At 68.9% G+C, this 18,141-nt stretch carries 15 protein-coding genes and 1 pseudogene; 2 read left to right on the forward strand and 14 right to left on the reverse strand.

The window, feature by feature from the left end:
• Positions 1 to 2: 2 nt before the first annotated feature.
• The 4 genes from AC07OH_RS22120 to AC07OH_RS22135 form a co-directional block, all read right to left on the reverse strand.
• Positions 3 to 491: a tripartite tricarboxylate transporter TctB family protein gene (locus AC07OH_RS22120; RefSeq protein WP_070063464.1), complete on the reverse strand. Its 489-nt coding sequence runs from the start codon at positions 489 to 491 to the stop codon at positions 3 to 5.
• Between the two features lie 399 nt (positions 492 to 890).
• Positions 891 to 1,301: an RNA-binding regulator gene (gene rbp / locus AC07OH_RS22125; RefSeq protein WP_159278843.1), complete on the reverse strand. Its 411-nt coding sequence runs from the start codon at positions 1,299 to 1,301 to the stop codon at positions 891 to 893.
• Between the two features lie 182 nt (positions 1,302 to 1,483).
• Positions 1,484 to 1,720 carry a DUF3820 family protein gene (locus AC07OH_RS22130; protein ID WP_056584018.1) on the reverse strand — a complete coding sequence of 79 codons (237 nt, stop codon included), beginning with the start codon at positions 1,718 to 1,720 and terminating at the stop codon, positions 1,484 to 1,486.
• 7 nt (positions 1,721 to 1,727) lie between these two features.
• Complete coding sequence (locus tag AC07OH_RS22135; protein ID WP_489060184.1) at positions 1,728 to 2,099, reverse strand: translation initiation factor Sui1; 372 nt, start codon at positions 2,097 to 2,099, stop codon at positions 1,728 to 1,730.
• A gap of 56 nt (positions 2,100 to 2,155) precedes the next feature.
• On the opposite strand from AC07OH_RS22135, the gene AC07OH_RS22140 reads away from it, so the two are divergent.
• A complete protein-coding gene (locus tag AC07OH_RS22140) occupies positions 2,156 to 3,433 on the forward strand; it encodes a DEAD/DEAH box helicase (RefSeq protein ID WP_495302128.1) in 1,278 nt (425 codons plus the stop codon).
• A gap of 77 nt (positions 3,434 to 3,510) precedes the next feature.
• On the opposite strand, the gene AC07OH_RS22145 is transcribed toward AC07OH_RS22140, so the two are convergent.
• Together AC07OH_RS22145 and AC07OH_RS22150 are read right to left on the reverse strand one after the other, a co-directional pair.
• The gene (locus AC07OH_RS22145) at positions 3,511 to 4,272 is read right to left on the reverse strand and encodes a slipin family protein (RefSeq protein ID WP_489060181.1); all 762 of its coding nucleotides are present in this window, start codon (positions 4,270 to 4,272) and stop codon (positions 3,511 to 3,513) included.
• A 95-nt stretch (positions 4,273 to 4,367) separates the two neighbouring features.
• Positions 4,368 to 4,886, reverse strand: a pseudogene (locus tag AC07OH_RS22150) (acyl-CoA dehydrogenase family protein); the annotation flags it as partial.
• Positions 4,887 to 4,957: 71 nt separating this feature from the next.
• Here AC07OH_RS22150 and AC07OH_RS22155 point away from each other — a divergent pair.
• A complete protein-coding gene (locus tag AC07OH_RS22155) occupies positions 4,958 to 7,234 on the forward strand; it encodes a hypothetical protein (RefSeq protein WP_495302129.1) in 2,277 nt (758 codons plus the stop codon).
• Positions 7,235 to 7,298: 64 nt separating this feature from the next.
• On the opposite strand, the gene AC07OH_RS22160 is transcribed toward AC07OH_RS22155, so the two are convergent.
• From AC07OH_RS22160 to AC07OH_RS22195, 8 genes are all read right to left on the reverse strand, one after another.
• Positions 7,299 to 8,465, reverse strand: a complete 1,167-nt coding sequence (locus tag AC07OH_RS22160; RefSeq protein WP_495302130.1) for an acyl-CoA dehydrogenase family protein — start codon at positions 8,463 to 8,465, stop codon at positions 7,299 to 7,301.
• 11 nt (positions 8,466 to 8,476) lie between these two features.
• Positions 8,477 to 9,637: an acyl-CoA dehydrogenase family protein gene (locus AC07OH_RS22165; protein WP_495302131.1), complete on the reverse strand. Its 1,161-nt coding sequence runs from the start codon at positions 9,635 to 9,637 to the stop codon at positions 8,477 to 8,479.
• Positions 9,638 to 9,661: 24 nt separating this feature from the next.
• Positions 9,662 to 10,558 carry an SDR family oxidoreductase gene (locus AC07OH_RS22170; protein ID WP_495302132.1) on the reverse strand — a complete coding sequence of 299 codons (897 nt, stop codon included), beginning with the start codon at positions 10,556 to 10,558 and terminating at the stop codon, positions 9,662 to 9,664.
• A gap of 31 nt (positions 10,559 to 10,589) precedes the next feature.
• Positions 10,590 to 12,539, reverse strand: a complete 1,950-nt coding sequence (locus AC07OH_RS22175) for an acetyl/propionyl/methylcrotonyl-CoA carboxylase subunit alpha (RefSeq protein ID WP_495302133.1) — start codon at positions 12,537 to 12,539, stop codon at positions 10,590 to 10,592.
• A complete protein-coding gene (locus AC07OH_RS22180; RefSeq protein ID WP_495302134.1) occupies positions 12,536 to 14,146 on the reverse strand; it encodes an acyl-CoA carboxylase subunit beta in 1,611 nt (536 codons plus the stop codon). The genes AC07OH_RS22175 and AC07OH_RS22180 overlap by 4 nt, the downstream gene beginning before the upstream one ends.
• Positions 14,147 to 14,219: 73 nt before the next feature.
• Positions 14,220 to 14,996 (reverse strand): MHYT domain-containing protein, encoded by a 777-nt coding sequence (locus tag AC07OH_RS22185; protein ID WP_495302135.1) that lies wholly within the window; start codon positions 14,994 to 14,996, stop codon positions 14,220 to 14,222.
• 119 nt (positions 14,997 to 15,115) lie between these two features.
• Positions 15,116 to 16,774, reverse strand: a complete 1,659-nt coding sequence (locus AC07OH_RS22190; RefSeq protein WP_495302136.1) for a Vgb family protein — start codon at positions 16,772 to 16,774, stop codon at positions 15,116 to 15,118.
• Positions 16,775 to 16,912: 138 nt separating this feature from the next.
• Positions 16,913 to 18,136 (reverse strand): DUF445 domain-containing protein, encoded by a 1,224-nt coding sequence (locus AC07OH_RS22195; RefSeq protein WP_495302137.1) that lies wholly within the window; start codon positions 18,134 to 18,136, stop codon positions 16,913 to 16,915.
• Positions 18,137 to 18,141: the final 5 nt, after the last annotated feature.

The raw sequence follows: 18,141 nt of genomic DNA on the forward strand, positions 1-18,141 counted from the left end.
CCTCAGCCCGAAATGAAGGTGGGCCAGACCTGGATCTGGAGCTTGAGCGCCCAGATGAAGGCCACATAGCTGCCGGCCGCCAGGATGGTGGAGAGCACCAGCACGTCGCGCAGCTTGAAGTGCTCGCCGGCCATGCTCGAGATGATCGTCAGCGCGTAGATCGCGATGATCATGCCCATCGCCGGCAGCCCGACGCTGGGCAGGCCGCCCAGCAGCACGCCGAAGGCCAGGTTGGCGCCGAGCACGAAGGCCAGCGGCTTCCAGGCCCATTTGCCGATCTTGTCGCCGTCGGCGCTCTCGACCACCATGGCCTGGAACATGATCAGCGCGCCCAGCAGCGCCAGCAGGATGCCCAGCATCAGCGGAAAGTACCCCGGCCCCATGCGGGCGCCATCGCCGATGGTGTAGGTGGTGGCGCCGATGGCGAACGCGCCACCGACGGCGGCGAACATGACTCCTGAGAAGAAGTCCGCCTGTCTCTTGATTTTCATTGTCTCGACCCTCTGTTTTCGAAGGGACGAGGGTCGTCGCCGGCGGCTGACCATAGGCTGACCACCACGGTACGCACTAATGCTTACAGGGTAAGCCCAGGCTTGGCTCTCCCCCAGGCTCCGCGCACTTCGTGTCGCTTTCGCCAACCCCCTTCCGGGGGCAACACCAATGGCCCGGAGGGCGTGGCTCTCCCCCAGGCTTCGCGCACTTCGTGTCGCTACGCCAACCCCCTTCCGGGGGCAACACCAGCGGCCCGGCAAAGCCGGTTCCGCGGTGTTCCTCGAAGGGGCAGGGAACGGGGCCGGGTTTGTGGGGTGGGCCAGAAACGAAAAAAGCTCCCGAAGGAGCTTTTTATTCATTCAGAGCGCCGGGGCGCTCATGAGTGTGTGGGGGAGGGCTTAGTAGCCGCCGCGGCCACCGCCGCCGCCGCCGTAACCACCGCCGCCGCCACCGCTGCGGCCACCACCGCCGCCGCCGTAACCGCCGCCGCCGCCACCACCGTAGCCGCCGCCGCCACCACCGCCGTAGCCGCCACCACCGCCGGTGCGGGGGGGACGTGCTTCCATCGGACGGGCTTCGTTCACCGTCAGGGCGCGGCCCTGCAGCGATGCGCCGTTCATGCCTTCGACTGCAGCGAGTGCTTCAGCGTCGGTGCCCATTTCGACAAAGCCGAAGCCCTTCGAACGGCCGGTGTCACGTTCCATCATGACCTTGGCGCTGACGATCGAACCGAATTCGCCGAAAGCTTGTTCCAGGTCGTTGTCACGCACGGAGTAGGCGAGGTTGCCCACGTAAAGTTTCTTGCCCATGGAGGGACTCCTAATTCAAACCAAAAAAACACAAAGCGATGGAGTCCCAGAATCACAACAAACTAATGCGCTGTGGCGCGAAACTGACCGATCACCAAATTACGTGCACGGGAGCCGAGGCTCGCAGACACGTGAGCCGGATTATCCGGCCCGATTTCCTAAAAAAGGGGGGAAATCTTGTGTTATCGAGAAACATTCCGACCCGACGGGCGGTTTCGCAACGGTTTGAGCAGGTCGGACAGGCCGTTGTGGTCTATTTCATGCATCAAAGCGAGCAGCCGGCCAATTTCTCCCGCGGGAAAACCCTCGCGCGCGAACCAGGTCAGGTAATTTCCGGGCAAATCGGCGATCAGCGTGCCCTTGTGCTTGCCAAAAGGCATTTCGAGCGTCACCAGGCGCTGCAGGTCTTCGGGGTTCATGCGCTGTTCAGCCGCCCGCGCGCTTGACCGTGTGGCCCTGCTTCACGAGGGCGGCAATCACCACCTCGCGGTGATCGCCCTGGATTTCCACGGTGCCGTCCTTCACCGTGCCGCCCGTGCCGCAGGCCGCTTTCAGCTGCTTGCCCACGGCCGCCAGCGCCGCCGCATCGAGCGGCAGGCCCTTGACCACGGTCACGCCCTTGCCCTTTCGGCCCTTGGTCTCGTGCGATACGCGGACAATGCCGTCCGTGGCCGCCGTGCGGGCCTTCGCGAGTTCCTTGCAGCGGCATTGCGCCATCGGGGCGCCGCAGTCGGGGCACATGCGCCCGCCCGCCTCGGTGGAGTACACCAGCGTGCTGCCGGTGCGCAGGTTCTTCATCGTTCCCATTCGGTCCGTCTTTCTTTCGATCTCTCTTTTTTCCCGGTGCCCGTTCCATGCCATTCGATACCCTGGGCCTGACCCCCGCGCTCGCGCAAGCGGCCGCCGCGAGCGGCTTTGCCGCGCCGACCGCCATCCAGGCGGCGGCCATCCCTGCCATTTTGCAGGGCCGCGACCTGCGGGGCTCGGCACAGACCGGCTCCGGCAAGACGGCCGCATTTTCCCTGCCGCTGCTGCAGCGCCTGGCCGCCGAACCCGCCTCGTCGGCGTCGCGCCGGCTGCGCGCGCTGGTGCTCGTGCCCACGCGCGAACTCGCGGCCCAGGTCGGCGAGACGCTGGAAGACTTCGCACGGCACCTGCCGGAGCGCCTGAAGATCGTCGTCGCGGTCGGCGGCGTCTCGATCAACCCGCAGATGATGCGGCTGCGCGGCGGCGCCGACATCGTGGTCGCCACGCCCGGCCGGCTGCTCGACCTGGTCGAACACAACGCGCTCGCGCTCGACGCCGTGTCGACGCTCGTGCTCGACGAGGCCGACCGCCTGTTCGACCTGGGCTTTGCCGAGGAGCTGCAGCGCATCCTGGCGCTGCTGCCGGCGCGGCGCCAGAACCTGCTCTTTTCGGCCACCTTCCCGATCGCCATCCAGGCACTGGCCGACGACATGCTGCACGACCCGGCGCTGGTCGACGTGCAGGGCGAGCCCGGCACCCGGCCCGACATCGTGCAGCGCGCCATCGAGGTCGATGCCGCCCGCCGCACCCAGCTGCTGCGCCAGCTGCTGAAGGACAACGAAGGCACCTGGGACCGCGTGCTGGTGTTCGTTGCCACGCAGCACGCCGCGCAGACCGTGGCCGAGAAGCTGTACCGCAACGGCATCTACGCCGTGCCCTTCCACGGCGACATCGCGCAGGGCACGCGCCGCGACATCCTGGCGCAGTTCAAGCAGAGCCGCTGGGACGTGGTGATCGCCACCGACCTGGCGGCGCGTGGCCTCGACATCGCGCAGCTGCCCGTGGTCATCAACTACGACCTGCCGCGTTCGCCGACCGACTACATCCACCGCATCGGCCGCACCGGCCGCGCGGGCGCGAGCGGGCTGGCGATCAGCTTCGTGAGCCCCACCACCGAGGCGCACTTCCGCCTGATCGAGAAGCGCCAGGGCCAGCGCGTGCCGCGCGAGCGCATCGCGGGCTTCGAGCCGACCGAGACGGCACCGGTGGTGGTCGACACCTCGGGCAACGGCGGCATCAAGGGCGCGCGGCCGAGCAAGAAGGACAAGCTGCGCGCGGCGGCGGCGCTGGCCGCACAGACGGGCGGTGGGGAAGACGCGGACTGACGCGCGTCAGGCGTCAGCCGGCATGAAGGGATGCCGGCGGGTGCTTCGAACGGTTTTCCGCTTTCGTGCGTTGCGCGCTACGCGTGCTGCTTGCCGAGAAAGCTCGTGATCAGGTCCACCGGCAGCGGAAACACGATGGTCGTGTTCTTGTCCGCACCGATCACCGTGAGCGTTTCCAGGTAGCGCAACTGGATGGCCTGCGGCTCCTGTGCCAGCACGCGCGCGGCCTGGAACAGCTTCTCGGATGCCTGCAGCTCGCCTTCGGCATGGATCACCTTGGCGCGGCGTTCGCGTTCCGCCTCGGCCTGCCGTGCGATGGCACGAATCATGGATTCGGTGAGGTCGATCTGCTTGATCTCGACGTTCGACACCTTGATGCCCCATGACGCCGTCTGAACGTCCAGCGACTCGCGCACATCCAGGTTGAGCTTCTCGCGCTCGGCCAGCATGTCGTCCAGCTGGTGCTTGCCGAGCACCGAGCGCAGCGTGGTCTGGGCCAGCTGGCTGGTCGCGTTGAAGAAGTCCTTGACCTCGATGATGGCCTTGGCCGCATCGACGATGCGGAAGTAGACGACCGCGCTGACCTTCACCGACACGTTGTCGCGCGAGATCACATCCTGCGTCGGCACTTCGAGCACCACGGTGCGCAGGTCGACGCGCACCACCTGCTGGATGGCCGGGATCACGAACACCAGTCCGGGCCCTGCCACCTTCGAGAAGCGCCCCAGGGTGAACACGATGCCGCGCTCGTACTCCCGGAAAATCCATATCGCCGAAAAGAGCAGCGCCGCCAGCAGGACCAGAACGACGGCGCCGATGCCGTAAGTGAAAGAGAGCATGGTGATCTCCCGCGACTCAGCAAAGGTGCTGAACGGTTGGACACCTGCCGCGCAGCGGCGTTCCGGCCGGGCCGGAATAAAGCTCGGTGCCGCCGCTACACCCACCCCAGCTGCCGCGCCGCCAGCTCCTTCATGATCTCCTCGGCGCCACCACCGATCATCATCACCTTGACCTCGCGGTAGACGCGCTCGCTCACGGTGCCGCGCATGAAGCCCATGCCGCCGAGGATCTGCACCGCCTGGTCGGCGCAGAACTGCATGGTCTGCGTGGCGTGGTTCTTGAGCAGGCAGACCTGCGCCACCCACTCCGGCGCGTTGATGCGGCCCGCGGCCTCGTGCGCGTCGCCCTCGGCGGACACGGCCTCGAGCCAGGCCTCGGTCGAGGCGATGCGCATCTGCATGTCGACCAGCTTGTGGCGCACCGCCTGGTGTTCGATGAGCGCGGCGCCGAAGGTCTTGCGCTCGCGCGACCAGGCCAGCGCTTCGTCGAGGCAGGCCTGCGCGAAGCCCAGCGCACCGGCCGCGAGCCCCACGCGCTCGCCGTTGAAGTTGCCCATGACCATGCGGAACCCGCCGCCTTCTTCGCCGAGCAGGTAGCGCGCGGGCACGCGCACGTCCGCATCGCCCCGCCCTGTCCGGTGGGGAGCGATATGTATCATCCCTCGCAATCAAAAGAGGAGCGAGGATGAGGAATGTCGTGAGCAACGGCGCGGCGAATGTTCGTCGCGTGCGGGGATGGCTTGGCCGCGGATTGGTTTCGAGCGCAGCCGCATTGGTCTTGATCGGCTGCGGTGGCGGTGGAGGCGGCGGGGGCGGCTCGGCGCTGCCTCCGCTCGTCATCGGGGGCGGCAATCCACCCGCCGCGACTTCATATGTGATCGGTGGCGAGGTGGCTGGCCTTTCGGGCGCAGTCGTCCTGCAGAACAACGGGTCCGATGATCTGAACCTGAGCGCCAGCGGCCCCTTCAAATTCGCGAAGCAAGTCCCCGCAGGAAATCCCTATGCAGTGACCGTGGCGCGTCAGCCCGCCGGTCAGACCTGCGCGGTCAATGGCGGCGTCGGCTCTGCTGCGGGACCTGTCGACAGCGTGCGTGTCGTGTGTTCCCACCAGACATTCGAACTCGGCGGCACGGTCTCGGGGCTGACGGGCACGTTGGTACTGCAGAACAATGACGGGGACGACCTGAGCCTGAGCGGAAGCGGGAGTTTCCGGTTTGCGTCCGTTCTTCCGCTGGGCAGTGCCTATCGTGTGACGGTGCGCACACAACCGGCATCGCAGACCTGCACGGTCGCGCAGGGAGAAGGGCGTGTGGAGGGCGCCGTCGGCAGCGTTGCCGTGACCTGCGTGAATGTCGGTCCCCCACCTGTGCCTTCGGTGCCCACGGGCCTGAGCGTCGGCTACGACATCAAGACCTACAAGTTCGCCTGGAACGCCAGTGCAGGGGCCACGCACTACCGGTTGTTCGAGGCGTCCCTGGGCCTGTTCATCACGCCGAAGGTCGACAACATCGGCTCGACGAGCTACGAGTACCAGGACGCACTTCTGTTGTCGAGAGCGGACGTGGTCTTTCCCCCCGTGTTTGGGGTGGCCGCATGCAACGCCTCGGGCTGCAGCGCGGTGTCTTCGCCGCTGCAAGTTGATCTAAGCAAGGCCATCGGCTATTTCAAGGCGCCGGTGTCCAAAATCGGAAGTTCCTTTGGGAACCGGGTCGCGCTCTCCGGAGACGGCAAGGTCATGGCCGCGGCGACGGCCAGGACGGGCGAAGTGCATGTGTTTTCGCGTGCCGGCACCAACAAATGGCGAATGCAAGCGACGCTGACGGCTGCAAATGCCGACATCGACGACGAGTTCGGCGCCTCCTTGAAGCTGTCCAGGGACGGCTCGGTCCTGATTGTTGGCGCACCGAGCGAGGCCAGCGTTTCCGGCGACCCTTCCGACAACAGCCTGGTGGGTGTGGGCGCCGCGTATGTCTTCGAGCGCTCGGGCGACAACTGGACGCAGCAGGCCTACCTGAAGGGGTCAGCGCACCGCGGGAACTTCGGCAGGGATGTGTCCATTTCCGATGATGGGCGCACGGTGGCGGTGGGAGCCCCTCACGACGTGAGTGATGTGAACCACGGATATGCCTATGTCTTCCAGCGCAACGGCGGAGCATGGGCGTTGGAGGCCAGGGTGCAGGCGCACAACCGTGATCTGGGCGACCAGTTTGGCGGCGCGGTGGCCTTGTCCGGAGACGGCAAGGTGCTGGCCGTGGGTGCGATCGGCGAGTCGAGCGGAGCCGTCGGCAATGGTGCAGACAATTCGGCCCTGTTGGCTGGCGCGGTCTATGTGTACGGGGCGTCGAGCGGGACGTGGACGCAATCGGCGTACCTCAAGGCGGGGACACCGCAAGCTTTCGCTTTCTTCGGCAACGCGGTTGCGCTGAACGCCAACGGCAGCCGCTTGGCCGTGGGCTCTACGGGCGAAACGAATGCGGGCAAGAACGTGGGGGGATTCGATCCCTCTTCGCCTGTCGTGCAGTCTGCCGGGGCCGTGTTTACGTTCACCCGCAACGCCGATGCGTGGCCACTCGAAAGCTACGTCAAGGCCTCCAACACACATGCATCAGCCGTTTTCGGTTCGTCCGTGGCCTTGTCGGCGGACGGCTCATTGCTGGCCGTAGGGTCTTCGGGCGACAGCGCGGATTCTTCCGGCATCAATGGCAATCCCACGCCTGGAAACACCTTCCTTTCCGGTGCTGTCCATCTGTACGACAACCGGCACGGCAGCTTCATGCATCAAGCGTTCATCAAGGCACCGAACGTCGAGATGGCGGACATGTTTGGACTCTCCGTGGCCATGTCTGGCGATGGGTCCCTGCTGGCCGTGGGCGCCCCTCGTGAAGATGGTGGAACCACAGGCATCAATGGCAATCAGGCAGACAACAGCGGCCCGGAGTCCGGCGCGGTCTACCTGTACTGAGGCTTGTTGATCGGCGGTTGCGGGTGGGTGGAGGGGAGCCCTGGGCTCCCCGACATCCGATCGGCTACACCCACCCCATCTGCCGTGCCGCCAGCTCCTTCATGATCTCCTCGGCCCCGCCGCCGATCATCATCACCTTGACCTCGCGGTAGACGCGCTCGCTCACGGTGCCGCGCATGAAGCCCATGCCGCCGAGGATCTGCACCGCCTGGTCGGCGCAGAACTGCATGGTCTGCGTGGCGTGGTTCTTGAGCAGGCAGACCTGCGCCACCCACTCGGGCGCGTTGATGCGGCCCGCCGCCTCGTGCGCGTCGCCCTCGGCGGACACGGCCTCGAGCCAGGCCTCGGTCGAGGCGATGCGCATCTGCATGTCGACCAGCTTGTGGCGCACGGCCTGGTGTTCGATGAGCGCGGCGCCGAAGGTCTTGCGTTCGCGCGACCAGGCCAGCGCTTCGTCCAGGCAGGCCTGCGCGAAGCCCAGCGCGCCGGCCGCGAGCCCCACGCGCTCGCCGTTGAAGTTGCCCATGACCATGCGGAACCCGCCGCCTTCTTCGCCGAGAAGGTAGCGCGCGGGCACGCGCACGTTGTCGAAGTGCAGCGTCGCGGTGTCGGAGCACAGCCAGCCCATCTTCGCGAGCCGCGTGCGCGAAAGGCCGGGCGCGTCGCCCGGCACCAGCAGCATCGAGAGCCCGCCCGCGCCGCGGCCTTCGCCGGTGCGCACGGCCACGGTGATCCAGTCGGCGCGCATGCCCGAGGTGATGAAGGTCTTCTCGCCGTTGAGCACGTAGTGGTCGCCATCGCGCTTCGCCGTCGTGCGCACCGCGGCCACGTCGGAGCCGCCGCCGGGTTCGGTGATCGCGAGCGCGGCGATCTTTTCACCGCGCAGCACCGCGGGCACGACCTCGCGGCGCACATCGTCGCTCGCGTGCAGCACCACGGGCGGCAGGCCGATGTTGTGCGAGAACAGGCTCGCGAGCACGCCGCCGCTCTGGCCGTGGCGCGCGAGCGCGACCCACGCGGGCAGCTTCAGCGCATACGAGGCGGGCGTGCCGCCGAGTGCTTCCGGGTAGCCCAGGCCCAGCAGGCCCAGCTCGGCCGCGCGGGCGTACAGCGCGCGCGGGAACTCGCCGGCCTCGTCCCAGGCCTGCACGTTCGGTGCGATCTCGGCCTGGGCGAAGCGGCGCACCGTGTCGGCGAGCGCCGCACGGTCGGCCTGCAGTTCCGCGTCCATGGCGTGCCCGCTCAGCCGCGCGGCGGGCGCTTGGCGATGCCCATGGTCTTGGCGAGGATGCCGAGCATCACTTCGTCGGCGCCGCCGCCGATGGAGCCCAGGCGGCCGTCGCGGTACAGGCGCGCCACGCGGTTCTCCAGCGTGAAGCCCATGCCGCCCCAGAACTGCAGGCAGGTGTCGGCCACCTGGCGCGTGAGGCGGCCGGTCTTGAGCTTGGCCATCGACGCGAGCTCGAGCACGTCCTCGCCCTTCACGTGCAGGTCGCAGGCGCGGTAGGTGAGGGCGCGCAGCGCCTCCACCTCGGTCTTCAGCTCGGCCAGCTTGAACTGCACCCACTGCTGGTCGGCCAGCGTGGCGCCGAACATCTGGCGCTGCTGTGCCCATTCGATGGTCTGCGTGATGCAGTCGTCCATCGGCGCGAGCGAGCTGGCCGCGCACCACAGGCGCTCTTCCTGGAACTGCTGCATCTGGTAGACGAAGCCCTGGCCCTCTTCGCCGATGCGGTAGCGCTGCGGCACGCGCACGTTGTCGAAGTAGATGAGGCCGGTGTCGCTCGAGTCCATGCCGATCTTGCGGATCTTCTTCGCCTTCTCGATGCCGGGCAGGTTCATCGGCACCATCACGAGCGACTTGTTGCGGTGCACCGGGCCTTCGCTGGTGTTGACCAGCATGCACATCCAGTCGGCCTGCAGGCTGTTGGTGATCCACATCTTCTGGCCGGTGATGAGGTAGTCGTCGCCGTCCTTCTTCGCGTAGGTCTTCAGGCCCGCCACGTCGCTGCCCGCGCCGGGCTCGCTCACGCCGATGCAGCCGACCGTGTCGCCGGCGATGGCGGGCACCAGGAACTCGCGGCGCAGTTCGTCGCTGCCGAAGCGCGCGAGCGCGGGCGTGCACATGTCGGTCTGCACGCCAATGGCCATCGGCACGCCGCCGCAGCTGATGTGGCCCAGGCCCTCGGCGAAGGCCATCGCGAACGAGTAGTCGAGCCCGGCGCCGCCGAAGGCCTCGGGCTTGTTCAGGCCCAGCAGGCCGAGGTTGCCGAGCTTCTTGAAGACCTCGTGCGCGGGAAAGATCTCGGCCTCTTCCCATTCGTCGACGCGGGGGTTGATCTCCTCGTCGATGAACCGGCGCAGGGTGTTCTGCATCTCGAGGTGTTCATGGGTGTACTGCATCACTGGTCTCCGTTCGTTCGCTCGTTACTTGTCCTGGAACACGCGCGGTGTCTGCGCGAGGTGAAAGCCGTCGTAGGGCCGCACTGCGGGGCGCTGCTGCGCCTGCGCGTCGGGCAGCGCCATCGGCCAGCCCATGCGCGCCTGCGGGCGCGCGCCGTCCACGCGCAGCACGGTGCCGCTGATGAAGGCGGCGGCCGGGCCCAGCAGGAAGGCGATGGCGGCGGAGGTCTCGGCCTCGTTGCCGAAGCGGCCCGCGGGCACGGTCTTGCGCATGGCGCGCAGCATGTCGCCGGCCTCGGGCGGGTAGTGGTCCATGCCGCTGGAGGCGATGTAGCCCGGCGCCACGGCGTTCACGCGCACGCCGCTCACGGCCCATTCGGCGGCGGCGGTCTCGGTGAAGCTCACCATGCCGGCGCGCGCGGCGCCGCTGTGGCCCATGTTCGGCATCGACCCCCAGATGTCGGCCACGATGTTGACGATGGCGCCGCCGTTCGCCTGCATGCTCTGCAGGTAGCACTCGCGCGCCACCAGGAAGCCGCCCGTGAGGTTGGTGTGGATCACCGCCTCCCAGCCCTTGGCCGAGATGGCGGCCAGCGGCGTGATGTACTGGCCGCCCGCGTTGTTCACCAGCCCGTCGATGCGCCCGTGCGCCGCGACGATGGCCTTCACCGCTTCGCGCACGGCGTCTTCCTGGCGGATGTCGAAGGCCTGCGTTCTGGCGTTGCCGCCGGCGGCTTCAATTTCGGCGCGCACTGCGTCGAGCTTCTCGGGCTTGCGCCCGACCAGCACGACGTGGGCGCCGAGCGAGGCCAACTCGTGCGCGGTGCAGCGGCCGATGCCCGAGCCGCCGCCGGTGACGACGATGCATTGCCCGGCGAACAGGCCGGGCGCGAAGACGGAGCGGTAGTGGGATGCGTTCATTCGACAGGTTCTCGAAAAAGGGGAGGGGCCTTCAGACCTCGGCGATCTCGGCCACGATGTGGCGCGCGGCCACCTGCGTGCCCACGGCCACATGCAGCGCCGCGACGCGGCCCGCGCGCGGTGCGCAGTGCACGTGTTCCATCTTCATGGCTTCGAGCGTGACCAGCGGCTGGCCTGCGGAGACGGTGTCGCCCTCGGCGGCCAGCAGTGCGACCACGCGGCCGTTCATCGACGCGCGCAGCAGGCCGTCGCCGCCGCCCGCGTCGGCGCGCGGAACGGCCACGTGCGTGAGGTCGTCGAGCTGGAAGGCGCGGCCGTCGAAATGGAAGTCCACGCGTTCGGAACGCCGCACGACCCGCGCCTGCGCGGCCACGCCGTCGCAGGCGAAGCGCAGCAGGCCGTCGTCCGACAGCGCCAGCAAGGCGAGCGACACGGGCGCGGCGTCGTCCAGCACGACCTCGAAGTGCGCCGCGCCGCGCGGCGTCACGCGCGCCGTGTGCACGGCGCCGTCGAGCGCGAAGCGCAAGGCGTTGGGCAGCGTGTGCGCCAGCGGCGAGGGCCAGCCGCGTGCGCCGGTCTGCAGCAGCAGGGCCGCGAGCAGGGCGGCACGCGTGTCGCTCGCGGTGTCGGCGGCCAGCAGCGCGTCGAGGTGGTCGCCGATGAAGGCGGTGGTCGCACCGCCGCCCGCGAACACCGGGTGCGCGAGCGCGCGCTGCAGCAATGCCTGGTTGGTCGGCAGGCCCAGTGCGACCGTGTCGCGCAGGCCCGCCAGCAGCCGCTGCCGCGCTTCGTCGCGCGTGCGACCCGAGGCGATGAGCTTGGCGATCATCGAGTCGTAGAAGGGCGGCACTTCGGCGCCGTCGCGCAACGCGTGTTCGGTGCGCAGAGCCGGTGACGTGCGCCATGCGCTCAGCGTGCCGCTTTGCGGCAGGAAGCCCTGCTGCGGGTCTTCGGCGCACAGCCGCACCTCGATCGCATGGCCGGTGATGCGCACGTCCTCCTGCGTGAGCGGCAGCGGCTCGCCGGCGGCCACGCGCAGCTGCAGCTCGACGAGGTCCAGCCCCGTCACCGCTTCGGTCACGGGATGCTCCACCTGCAGCCGCGTGTTCATTTCCATGAACCAGTACTGGCCCTGCGCGTCGAGCAGAAACTCGAGCGTGCCCGCGCCTTCGTAGGCGATGGCCTTGGCGGCGGCCACGGCGGTGGCGCCCATGCGTGCGCGCAGTGCGGCATCGACGGCCGGCGAGGGCGCTTCCTCGATCACCTTCTGGTGGCGCCGCTGCACCGAGCAGTCGCGCTCGCCGAGGTGGATCGCGTGGCCGTGGCGGTCGGCAAACACCTGGATCTCGATGTGGCGCGGTGCGACGATGGCGCGCTCCAGGATCACGGTGGCGTCGCCGAAGGCATGCAGCGCCTCGGACTGCGCGCTCTGCAGTTGCTCGGCGAAGGCGCCGGCCGAGGCCACGAGCCGCATGCCGCGCCCGCCGCCGCCGGCCGTGGCCTTGATCATCACGGGCCAGCCGATGCGCTCGGCTTCGGCTGCCAGCGTATCGGTGCGCTGGTCTTCGCCCTGGTAGCCGGGAATGCACGGCACGCCGGCCGCCTGCATGAGCCGCTTGGCGCCGGCCTTGTCGCCCATCGCGACGATGGCCTCGGGCGATGGCCCGATGAAGACCAGCCCCGCGTCGCGGCAGGCCTGCGCGAAGGCCGCGTTCTCGGCGAGGAAGCCGTAGCCCGGGTGCACCGCGTCGGCGCCGCTGGCGCGGGCCGCGGCAACGATCGATTCGATGTTCAGGTAGCTCTGCGCGGGCAGCGGCTCGCCGATGCACACGGCCTCGTCGGCCTGGCGCACGTGTTCGGCGTCTGCATCGGCGCGCGAGTACACGGCGACCGTGCGGTAGCCCATGGCGCGCGCGGTGCGCATCACGCGCACGGCGATCTCGCCGCGGTTGGCGATCAGGATCTTGTGAAAGGTGCTCATGGCCGTGCCACCGAAAACTGCATGGGTTGCGGGGCGCGAGCCTCGGCGTCGCGGCAGATCGACAGCGCCTCGGCCAGCACGGCGCGCGTGTCGCGCGGGTCGATCACGCCGTCGTCCAGCAGCAGCGCGCTGGTGGTGAAGACGCTCATCTGGCGCTCGAAGCGCTCGACGATCTGGCGTTGCATGGCGTCGATCTTGTCGCGGTCGACGGCGCCCTTGCGGGCCATGCCGGCCTCCATCACGATGGCCATGGTCTGGGCGGCCTGCTCGCCGCCCATCACGGCGGTGCGCGCGTTGGGCCAGCTGAAGCAGAAGCGCGGCGCGAAGCCGCGCCCGCACATGCCGTAGTTGCCCGCGCCGTACGAGGCGCCGCAGTGCAGCGTGATCTGCGGCACGTTGGCGCTGGTCACGGCCTGGATCATCTTGGCGCCGTGCTTGATGATGCCGGCCTCCTCGTGCGCGCGACCCACCATGTAGCCCGTGATGTTCTGCAGGTAGACGATGGGCGTGCGCGACTGGCAGCAGGCCTGGATGAAGTGCGTGGCCTTGGTGGCGCCGTCGGAATCGATGGGGCCGTTGTTGGTGATGATGCCCACCGCGTGGCCCTCAAGGCGGATGTGGCCGCAGACCGTGGCGCTGCCGTAGTGCTCGCTGAAGGCCAGGAACTCCGAGCCGTCGGCGATGCGCGCGATGACCTCGCGCATGTCCACCGGTCGGCGGCCGTCGGCGGGCATGAGGCCCATCAGCTCCTCGGCGTCGTGGCGCGGCGGTGCGAAGGTGCGCGGCGCCTCGTCGCGCGCCCAGTCGATGCCGCCGAGGATGGCGCGCGCGATGCGCAGCGCGTCGCGGTCGTCCTCGGCCAGGTAGTCGCCCAGGCCCGAGATGTGGGTGTGCATGACGGCGCCGCCCAGTTCTTCCTCGGTGGCGATCTCGCCGGTGGCGGCCTTCAGCAGCGGCGGCCCGGCCAGGAAGGCCCGCGTGCGGTCGCGCACCATCACGATGTAGTCCGACAGGCCCGTCTGGTAGGCGCCGCCCGCGGTCGACGAACCGTGCGTCACCGTCACCACCGGCAGGCCCGCGGCCGAGAGGCGCGCGAGGTTGCGGAAGATGTTGCCGCCGCGCACGAAGTCCTGCACGCGGTACTGCATGAGGTTGGCGCCCGCGCTTTCCACCAGCTGGATGAAGGGCAGCTTGTTCTCCAGCGCGATCTCGTGCAGCCGCAGCTGTTTGTCCAGACCCATGGGCTGCAGCGCGCCGGCGTCGATGCCGGAGTCGGAGGCGCTGATCATGCAGCGCACGCCCGCCACGCGCCCGATGCCGGCGATCAGGCCGCCGCCGGGCACGCTCTTGGCGAGGTCGGGGTTGTCCTGGCCCAGGCCCGCCAGCGTGGCCAGCGGCAGGAAGGGCGCGCCGGTGTCGAGCAGCAGGGCGAGGCGTTCGCGCGGCAGCAGCTGGCCGCGCTTGGCGAAGCGCTCGGCCGAGGCGCTGGAGGCGGCCACGGCGCGGGCTTCGTGCGACCGGACCTGGTCCAGCAGCGAGAGCATGCTGGCGCGGTTGGCCTGGTAGGTGTCTGCGGCCGTCTGCAGCCGGGATTCGAGAAAGGGCATGGGGGTCTGTGCGAAGCGCAACGTGTCGTTCGCACAGACTGTAGGAGGCGGGCCCCCGGCCCGCTTGCGCCAACTAGCTGGGGCGTACGCGCTGCTGTGCAGCCGGGGCCGCATCGAGGCTGCTGCCCGTGACCACCCAGTAGATGAAGATCAGCACCGCGCCGGCCGTGCCGAACACCGTGAGGCCCATGTAGCTGCCGCCCAGGGAGAGCGCGTCGATCGGGGCGGCCGCCGTGCAGATCATGCTGGCCGCGTTCATGCCCACGTAGTGCATGGTGCACACCGCCACGCCCATCACGGCGGCGGCGGCCACCTGGTGGGTCAGCTTGCGCAGGTTGAAGGCCAGCCACAGCGCCGCCGCGGCGGCCGTGATGGCGATGACCACCGACAGCGCGACCATGCTGGCGTCGAAGCTCATCGTGGCCCGCATGTTCATCGCGAACATGCCCATGTAGTGCATCACGCACACGCCCAGGCCCGCCAGCAGGCTGCCGGCCAGCCAGCCGGAGCGGCTGAATTTCTTTCGCCCGCCCGCCAGGTACAGCGCAATGCCCGAGATCAGGATGGCCGCCACCAGCGAGACGATGGTCAGCGGCATGTTGTACGAAATGCCGAAGGGCAGCCGGTAGGCCAGCATGCCGATGAAGTGCATCGACCAGATGCCGATGCCGCCCAGCGCCACCGCGGCGCAGGCCACGATGGCCAGGTTGGGCTTGCCGTCGGCACCGACCATGCGCCCGGCACAGATCAGGGCCACCAGCGAGCCGAAGAAGGAAATGACGAACGACAGTGCAACCAGCCCCAGGGAGTATTCGGGCGATAGCACCTGGCCTACGACGAGCGGAGTCATGCGATGTCCCTTCGGAAAGAGCGCTTCGCAGACCTCCGACTGCCCTATGCGATCGGCACGCTGCGAAGCGTCCCGGCCAGTTTGTAATATGTGTTTATAAAAGTAAACAGGAATTTGTACTAATTGTTACCCTGCATAACAGGGCGAATTCGATAGATCGAATTGTTCTTGTCGGCCGACACGTAGACCGTGCCGTCGCGCCCCACGGCCACACCCGTCACCACGTAGGGCGGCGGCAGGCCGGGCCCGGGCGCCAGGCCGATGGGCAGGTTCTCGGCGACGGTGCGGCGGGTGCCGGTGGCCGGATCGATCTCGACCAGCCGGCGCGCCGCGCTCTCGGCCACGATGAAGCTGCCCCACGGCGTCTGGGCCAGGCCCTCGGGCAGCGCCAGCCCGTCGGCCACGGTGCGCAGCGGCGCGCTGGCGTCCAGCGGAATGCGCAGCAGCTTGCCGGCCGCCTCGGTCACGTAGAGTGCGCCGTCCTGGCCGACCACCAGTTGCACCGGGCCGTTCAGGCCGCTAGCCAGCACTGACTTCTCTGCAAACTTCGGCCCACTGGCGCGGGTGATGCTGCCGGTGGCGAGTTCGGCGTAGATCACGCTGCCGTCGGGCATGGGCAGCGCGTCGAACGGGGCCTTCAGGCCGTGGATCGTTTCGACGGTCTTCAGGGTCTGGCGGTCGACCAGTTGCACCGAGCCCGTGAACCACGAGGTCAGCGCGAACAGCTGGGGCGACAGCCCGACCGCGAAGGGGTAGTCGAGATCGGGGTCGCGCTGCATGCGGAACACGTCGCGCACCTCGCCGGTGCGCACGTCGACCTGCCGGAAGCCGAAGACGTCGGCCACCCACAGGTCGTTGCCGTCGATCTTCAGGCCCGCCGGAACCGCCACCTTGCCGCTGGTGAGCGTGCGCAGTTCGCCGGTGGCGGGGTTGAAGGCCTGCACCTCGTTGTTGGCCATGTTCGAGACGTAGATCGTCCCGTCCGGCGCGATGGCCAGGTTGTCGAGCGACGGGCGCAGTTGCTTGGCGACGGTCTTGCGGCCCGAGGCGAGGTCCACCTTCACCAGCTCGCCGCTGCGTGCATCGACGACCCACAGGTTGCCTTTGCCGTCGAGGTTGGCGGCGGCCGGGATCTTGAAGCCGTCGGCGATCACGGTGAGATTGCCGTTCGCCGGGTCGATCTTCACGACCTGGCCCTTGAACCACAGCGGGCCGTAGAGCAGCCCGTCGGGCCCGACCTCGAAGCCGTTGAAGCCGCCCATGTCCTTCTTGATGAGCCGGGGCGGCTGCTTGCCTTCGCGGTCGATCTCCCACAGCGCATCGCCCAGGAACACCTGCGAGGCGTAGAGCTTGCCGTTCTTGCGATCGAAATCGAGCGAGTTCAGGCCGGGCAGGTCCTTGGCGAGCACGCGCAGCGGCGCGCTGTCGTTCTCGCGGTAGCGCAGCATGCCCATGAGGTAGTTGGTCCAGGCCAGCTCGCCCTTCGGGCCGACCGCGATGTCGTCGGCCTGGCCTTCGGGTGCGTCGATCAGCACCTTGGCGGCGCCGGTCTGGCGGTCGACTTCCCACAGCGTGTTGCCGAGCACGGAGCCCGCCAGCAGCCGCCCCTTCGCATCGATGGCCAGGCCGTGCACGCCCGCGAAGGACGACGGGGCCACGAGCACCTCGGGCGCGGCCCACGCGGCGGGGCGCTTGGGCGGTGGCGACAGCGAGCTGCAGGCGGCGAGCAGGGCGAGGGCGGCGGTCAGCGCGGCAGCGCGGATCGAGCGACGGGGCATGGCGATCTCCTCTGGGTTGGCTTTGTGGATGCGGCAGTGCGCCCGCAGTCTAGGAGCCGGAGGAGGCCGCGCAGTCGCTCGGGAGACTGGATGCGGACTTTCGTCCGCTGCGGATAACCCGCAGCACCCGGTGATTGTTCAGCCGCGCAGCAGCTGCGTCGCCGTGTGGATCAGCAGCCCCACGAGCCCGCCCACCAGCGTGCCGTTGATGCGGATGAACTGCAGGTCGCGCCCGATGTGGCGCTCGAGCTCATCGGTCATCTCGTGCGCGTTCCACTCGCCCACGCGCTCCTCGATGTAGCGGCGGATGTCCTCGCGGTAGCGCTCGATGGCCGCCGGCGCGGCGGCTTCGAGCTGCTCGTTGATCCAGGCGCGGATCGCCGCGTCGTTCTGCAGCCGCTGGCCCAGCGCGCCGGCCATGGTGGCGATGCGCTGGCGGATGGTCGAGTCGGAGCGCCCCAGGTCGTCGTGCAGCCAGCCCAGCAGCTCGCCCCACAGGCCGTGCAGGTAGTCGCCCAGCGCCGGGTGCGCGATGAGCTCGGCGCGGATCTGCTCGCCGCGCTGCTGGAACTCGGGGTCCAGCTTCAGGCGCACCACGAAGTCGTCCACGAAATGGTCGAAGCGCTTGCGCATCGGGTGGTCGGGCTCCGCGGCCAGCTCGGCCAGCGTGCGCGCGATGGCGGCCACGATCTTGCGCGTGGCGAGCTTGGCCGCCACCTGGTCCAGGCCCACGTAGCGCAGCGTCTTGATCTCGCGCGCGATGGCTTCGGTGATGTGCGCCTGCACCTCGTCGCCGTCGAGCAGCTCGGCCACCTGCTGCAGCACATCGTCGAGCAGCGCCTGGTGGCGCCCGCCGGCCGTGAGCGCGTCCAGCGCCTGGCCGGTGAGGCGCGAGAGGTCGATCTTGGCCAGGCCGGCCGCGGCGGTGCGGCCCATGAAGTCGCGCACCCGTTCGTCGTCGAAGGCGGCCAGCCCGTAGCGCGTGGCGGCCACGCCCCATTCGCCGAGCCGCTCGCCGCTGGCGGGCCGGGCCAGCCACTCGGCGATGCGCCCCGCCGCATCGAACTGGCGCAGCTTGGCCAGCACCTGGGCGGTGCTCAGGAAGTTGTCGCAGATGAAGCCCGCGAGCTTGGCGCCGATGCGGTCCTTGTTGCTCGGGATGATCGCCGTGTGCGGGATCGGCAGGCCCAGCGGGTGGCGGAACAGCGCCACCACCGCGAACCAGTCGGCAATGGCGCCGACCATCGCGGCCTCGGCGAAGGCCGCCACGTAGCCCCAGGCCGGGTGCTGGCCGTGCAGCGCGCTGGCCAGCGCATACAACGCCGCCGCCGCGCACAGCAGGCCGAGCGCGACGCGTTTCATGCGTT

The sequence above is a fragment of the Variovorax sp. GW821-FHT10C12 genome, from assembly GCF_059415405.1.

What these genes read in the sequence shown, in the direction of transcription:
- AC07OH_RS22140 (WP_495302128.1), top strand. Translation starts at nt 2,156, where the DNA reads ATGCCATTCGATACCCTGGGCCTGACCCCCGCGCTCGCGCAAGCGGCC.
- AC07OH_RS22185 (WP_495302135.1), bottom strand. Translation starts at nt 14,996, where the DNA reads ATGACTCCGCTCGTCGTAGGCCAGGTGCTATCGCCCGAATACTCCCTG.
- rbp (WP_159278843.1), bottom strand. Translation starts at nt 1,301, where the DNA reads ATGGGCAAGAAACTTTACGTGGGCAACCTCGCCTACTCCGTGCGTGAC.
- AC07OH_RS22130 (WP_056584018.1), bottom strand. Translation starts at nt 1,720, where the DNA reads ATGAACCCCGAAGACCTGCAGCGCCTGGTGACGCTCGAAATGCCTTTT.
- AC07OH_RS22155 (WP_495302129.1), top strand. Translation starts at nt 4,958, where the DNA reads ATGAGGAATGTCGTGAGCAACGGCGCGGCGAATGTTCGTCGCGTGCGG.
- AC07OH_RS22175 (WP_495302133.1), bottom strand. Translation starts at nt 12,539, where the DNA reads ATGAGCACCTTTCACAAGATCCTGATCGCCAACCGCGGCGAGATCGCC.
- AC07OH_RS22120 (WP_070063464.1), bottom strand. Translation starts at nt 491, where the DNA reads ATGAAAATCAAGAGACAGGCGGACTTCTTCTCAGGAGTCATGTTCGCC.
- AC07OH_RS22145 (WP_489060181.1), bottom strand. Translation starts at nt 4,272, where the DNA reads ATGCTCTCTTTCACTTACGGCATCGGCGCCGTCGTTCTGGTCCTGCTG.
- AC07OH_RS22180 (WP_495302134.1), bottom strand. Translation starts at nt 14,146, where the DNA reads ATGCCCTTTCTCGAATCCCGGCTGCAGACGGCCGCAGACACCTACCAG.
- AC07OH_RS22165 (WP_495302131.1), bottom strand. Translation starts at nt 9,637, where the DNA reads ATGCAGTACACCCATGAACACCTCGAGATGCAGAACACCCTGCGCCGG.
- AC07OH_RS22160 (WP_495302130.1), bottom strand. Translation starts at nt 8,465, where the DNA reads ATGGACGCGGAACTGCAGGCCGACCGTGCGGCGCTCGCCGACACGGTG.
- AC07OH_RS22190 (WP_495302136.1), bottom strand. Translation starts at nt 16,774, where the DNA reads ATGCCCCGTCGCTCGATCCGCGCTGCCGCGCTGACCGCCGCCCTCGCC.
- AC07OH_RS22195 (WP_495302137.1), bottom strand. Translation starts at nt 18,136, where the DNA reads ATGAAACGCGTCGCGCTCGGCCTGCTGTGCGCGGCGGCGGCGTTGTAT.
- AC07OH_RS22135 (WP_489060184.1), bottom strand. Translation starts at nt 2,099, where the DNA reads ATGAAGAACCTGCGCACCGGCAGCACGCTGGTGTACTCCACCGAGGCG.
- AC07OH_RS22170 (WP_495302132.1), bottom strand. Translation starts at nt 10,558, where the DNA reads ATGAACGCATCCCACTACCGCTCCGTCTTCGCGCCCGGCCTGTTCGCC.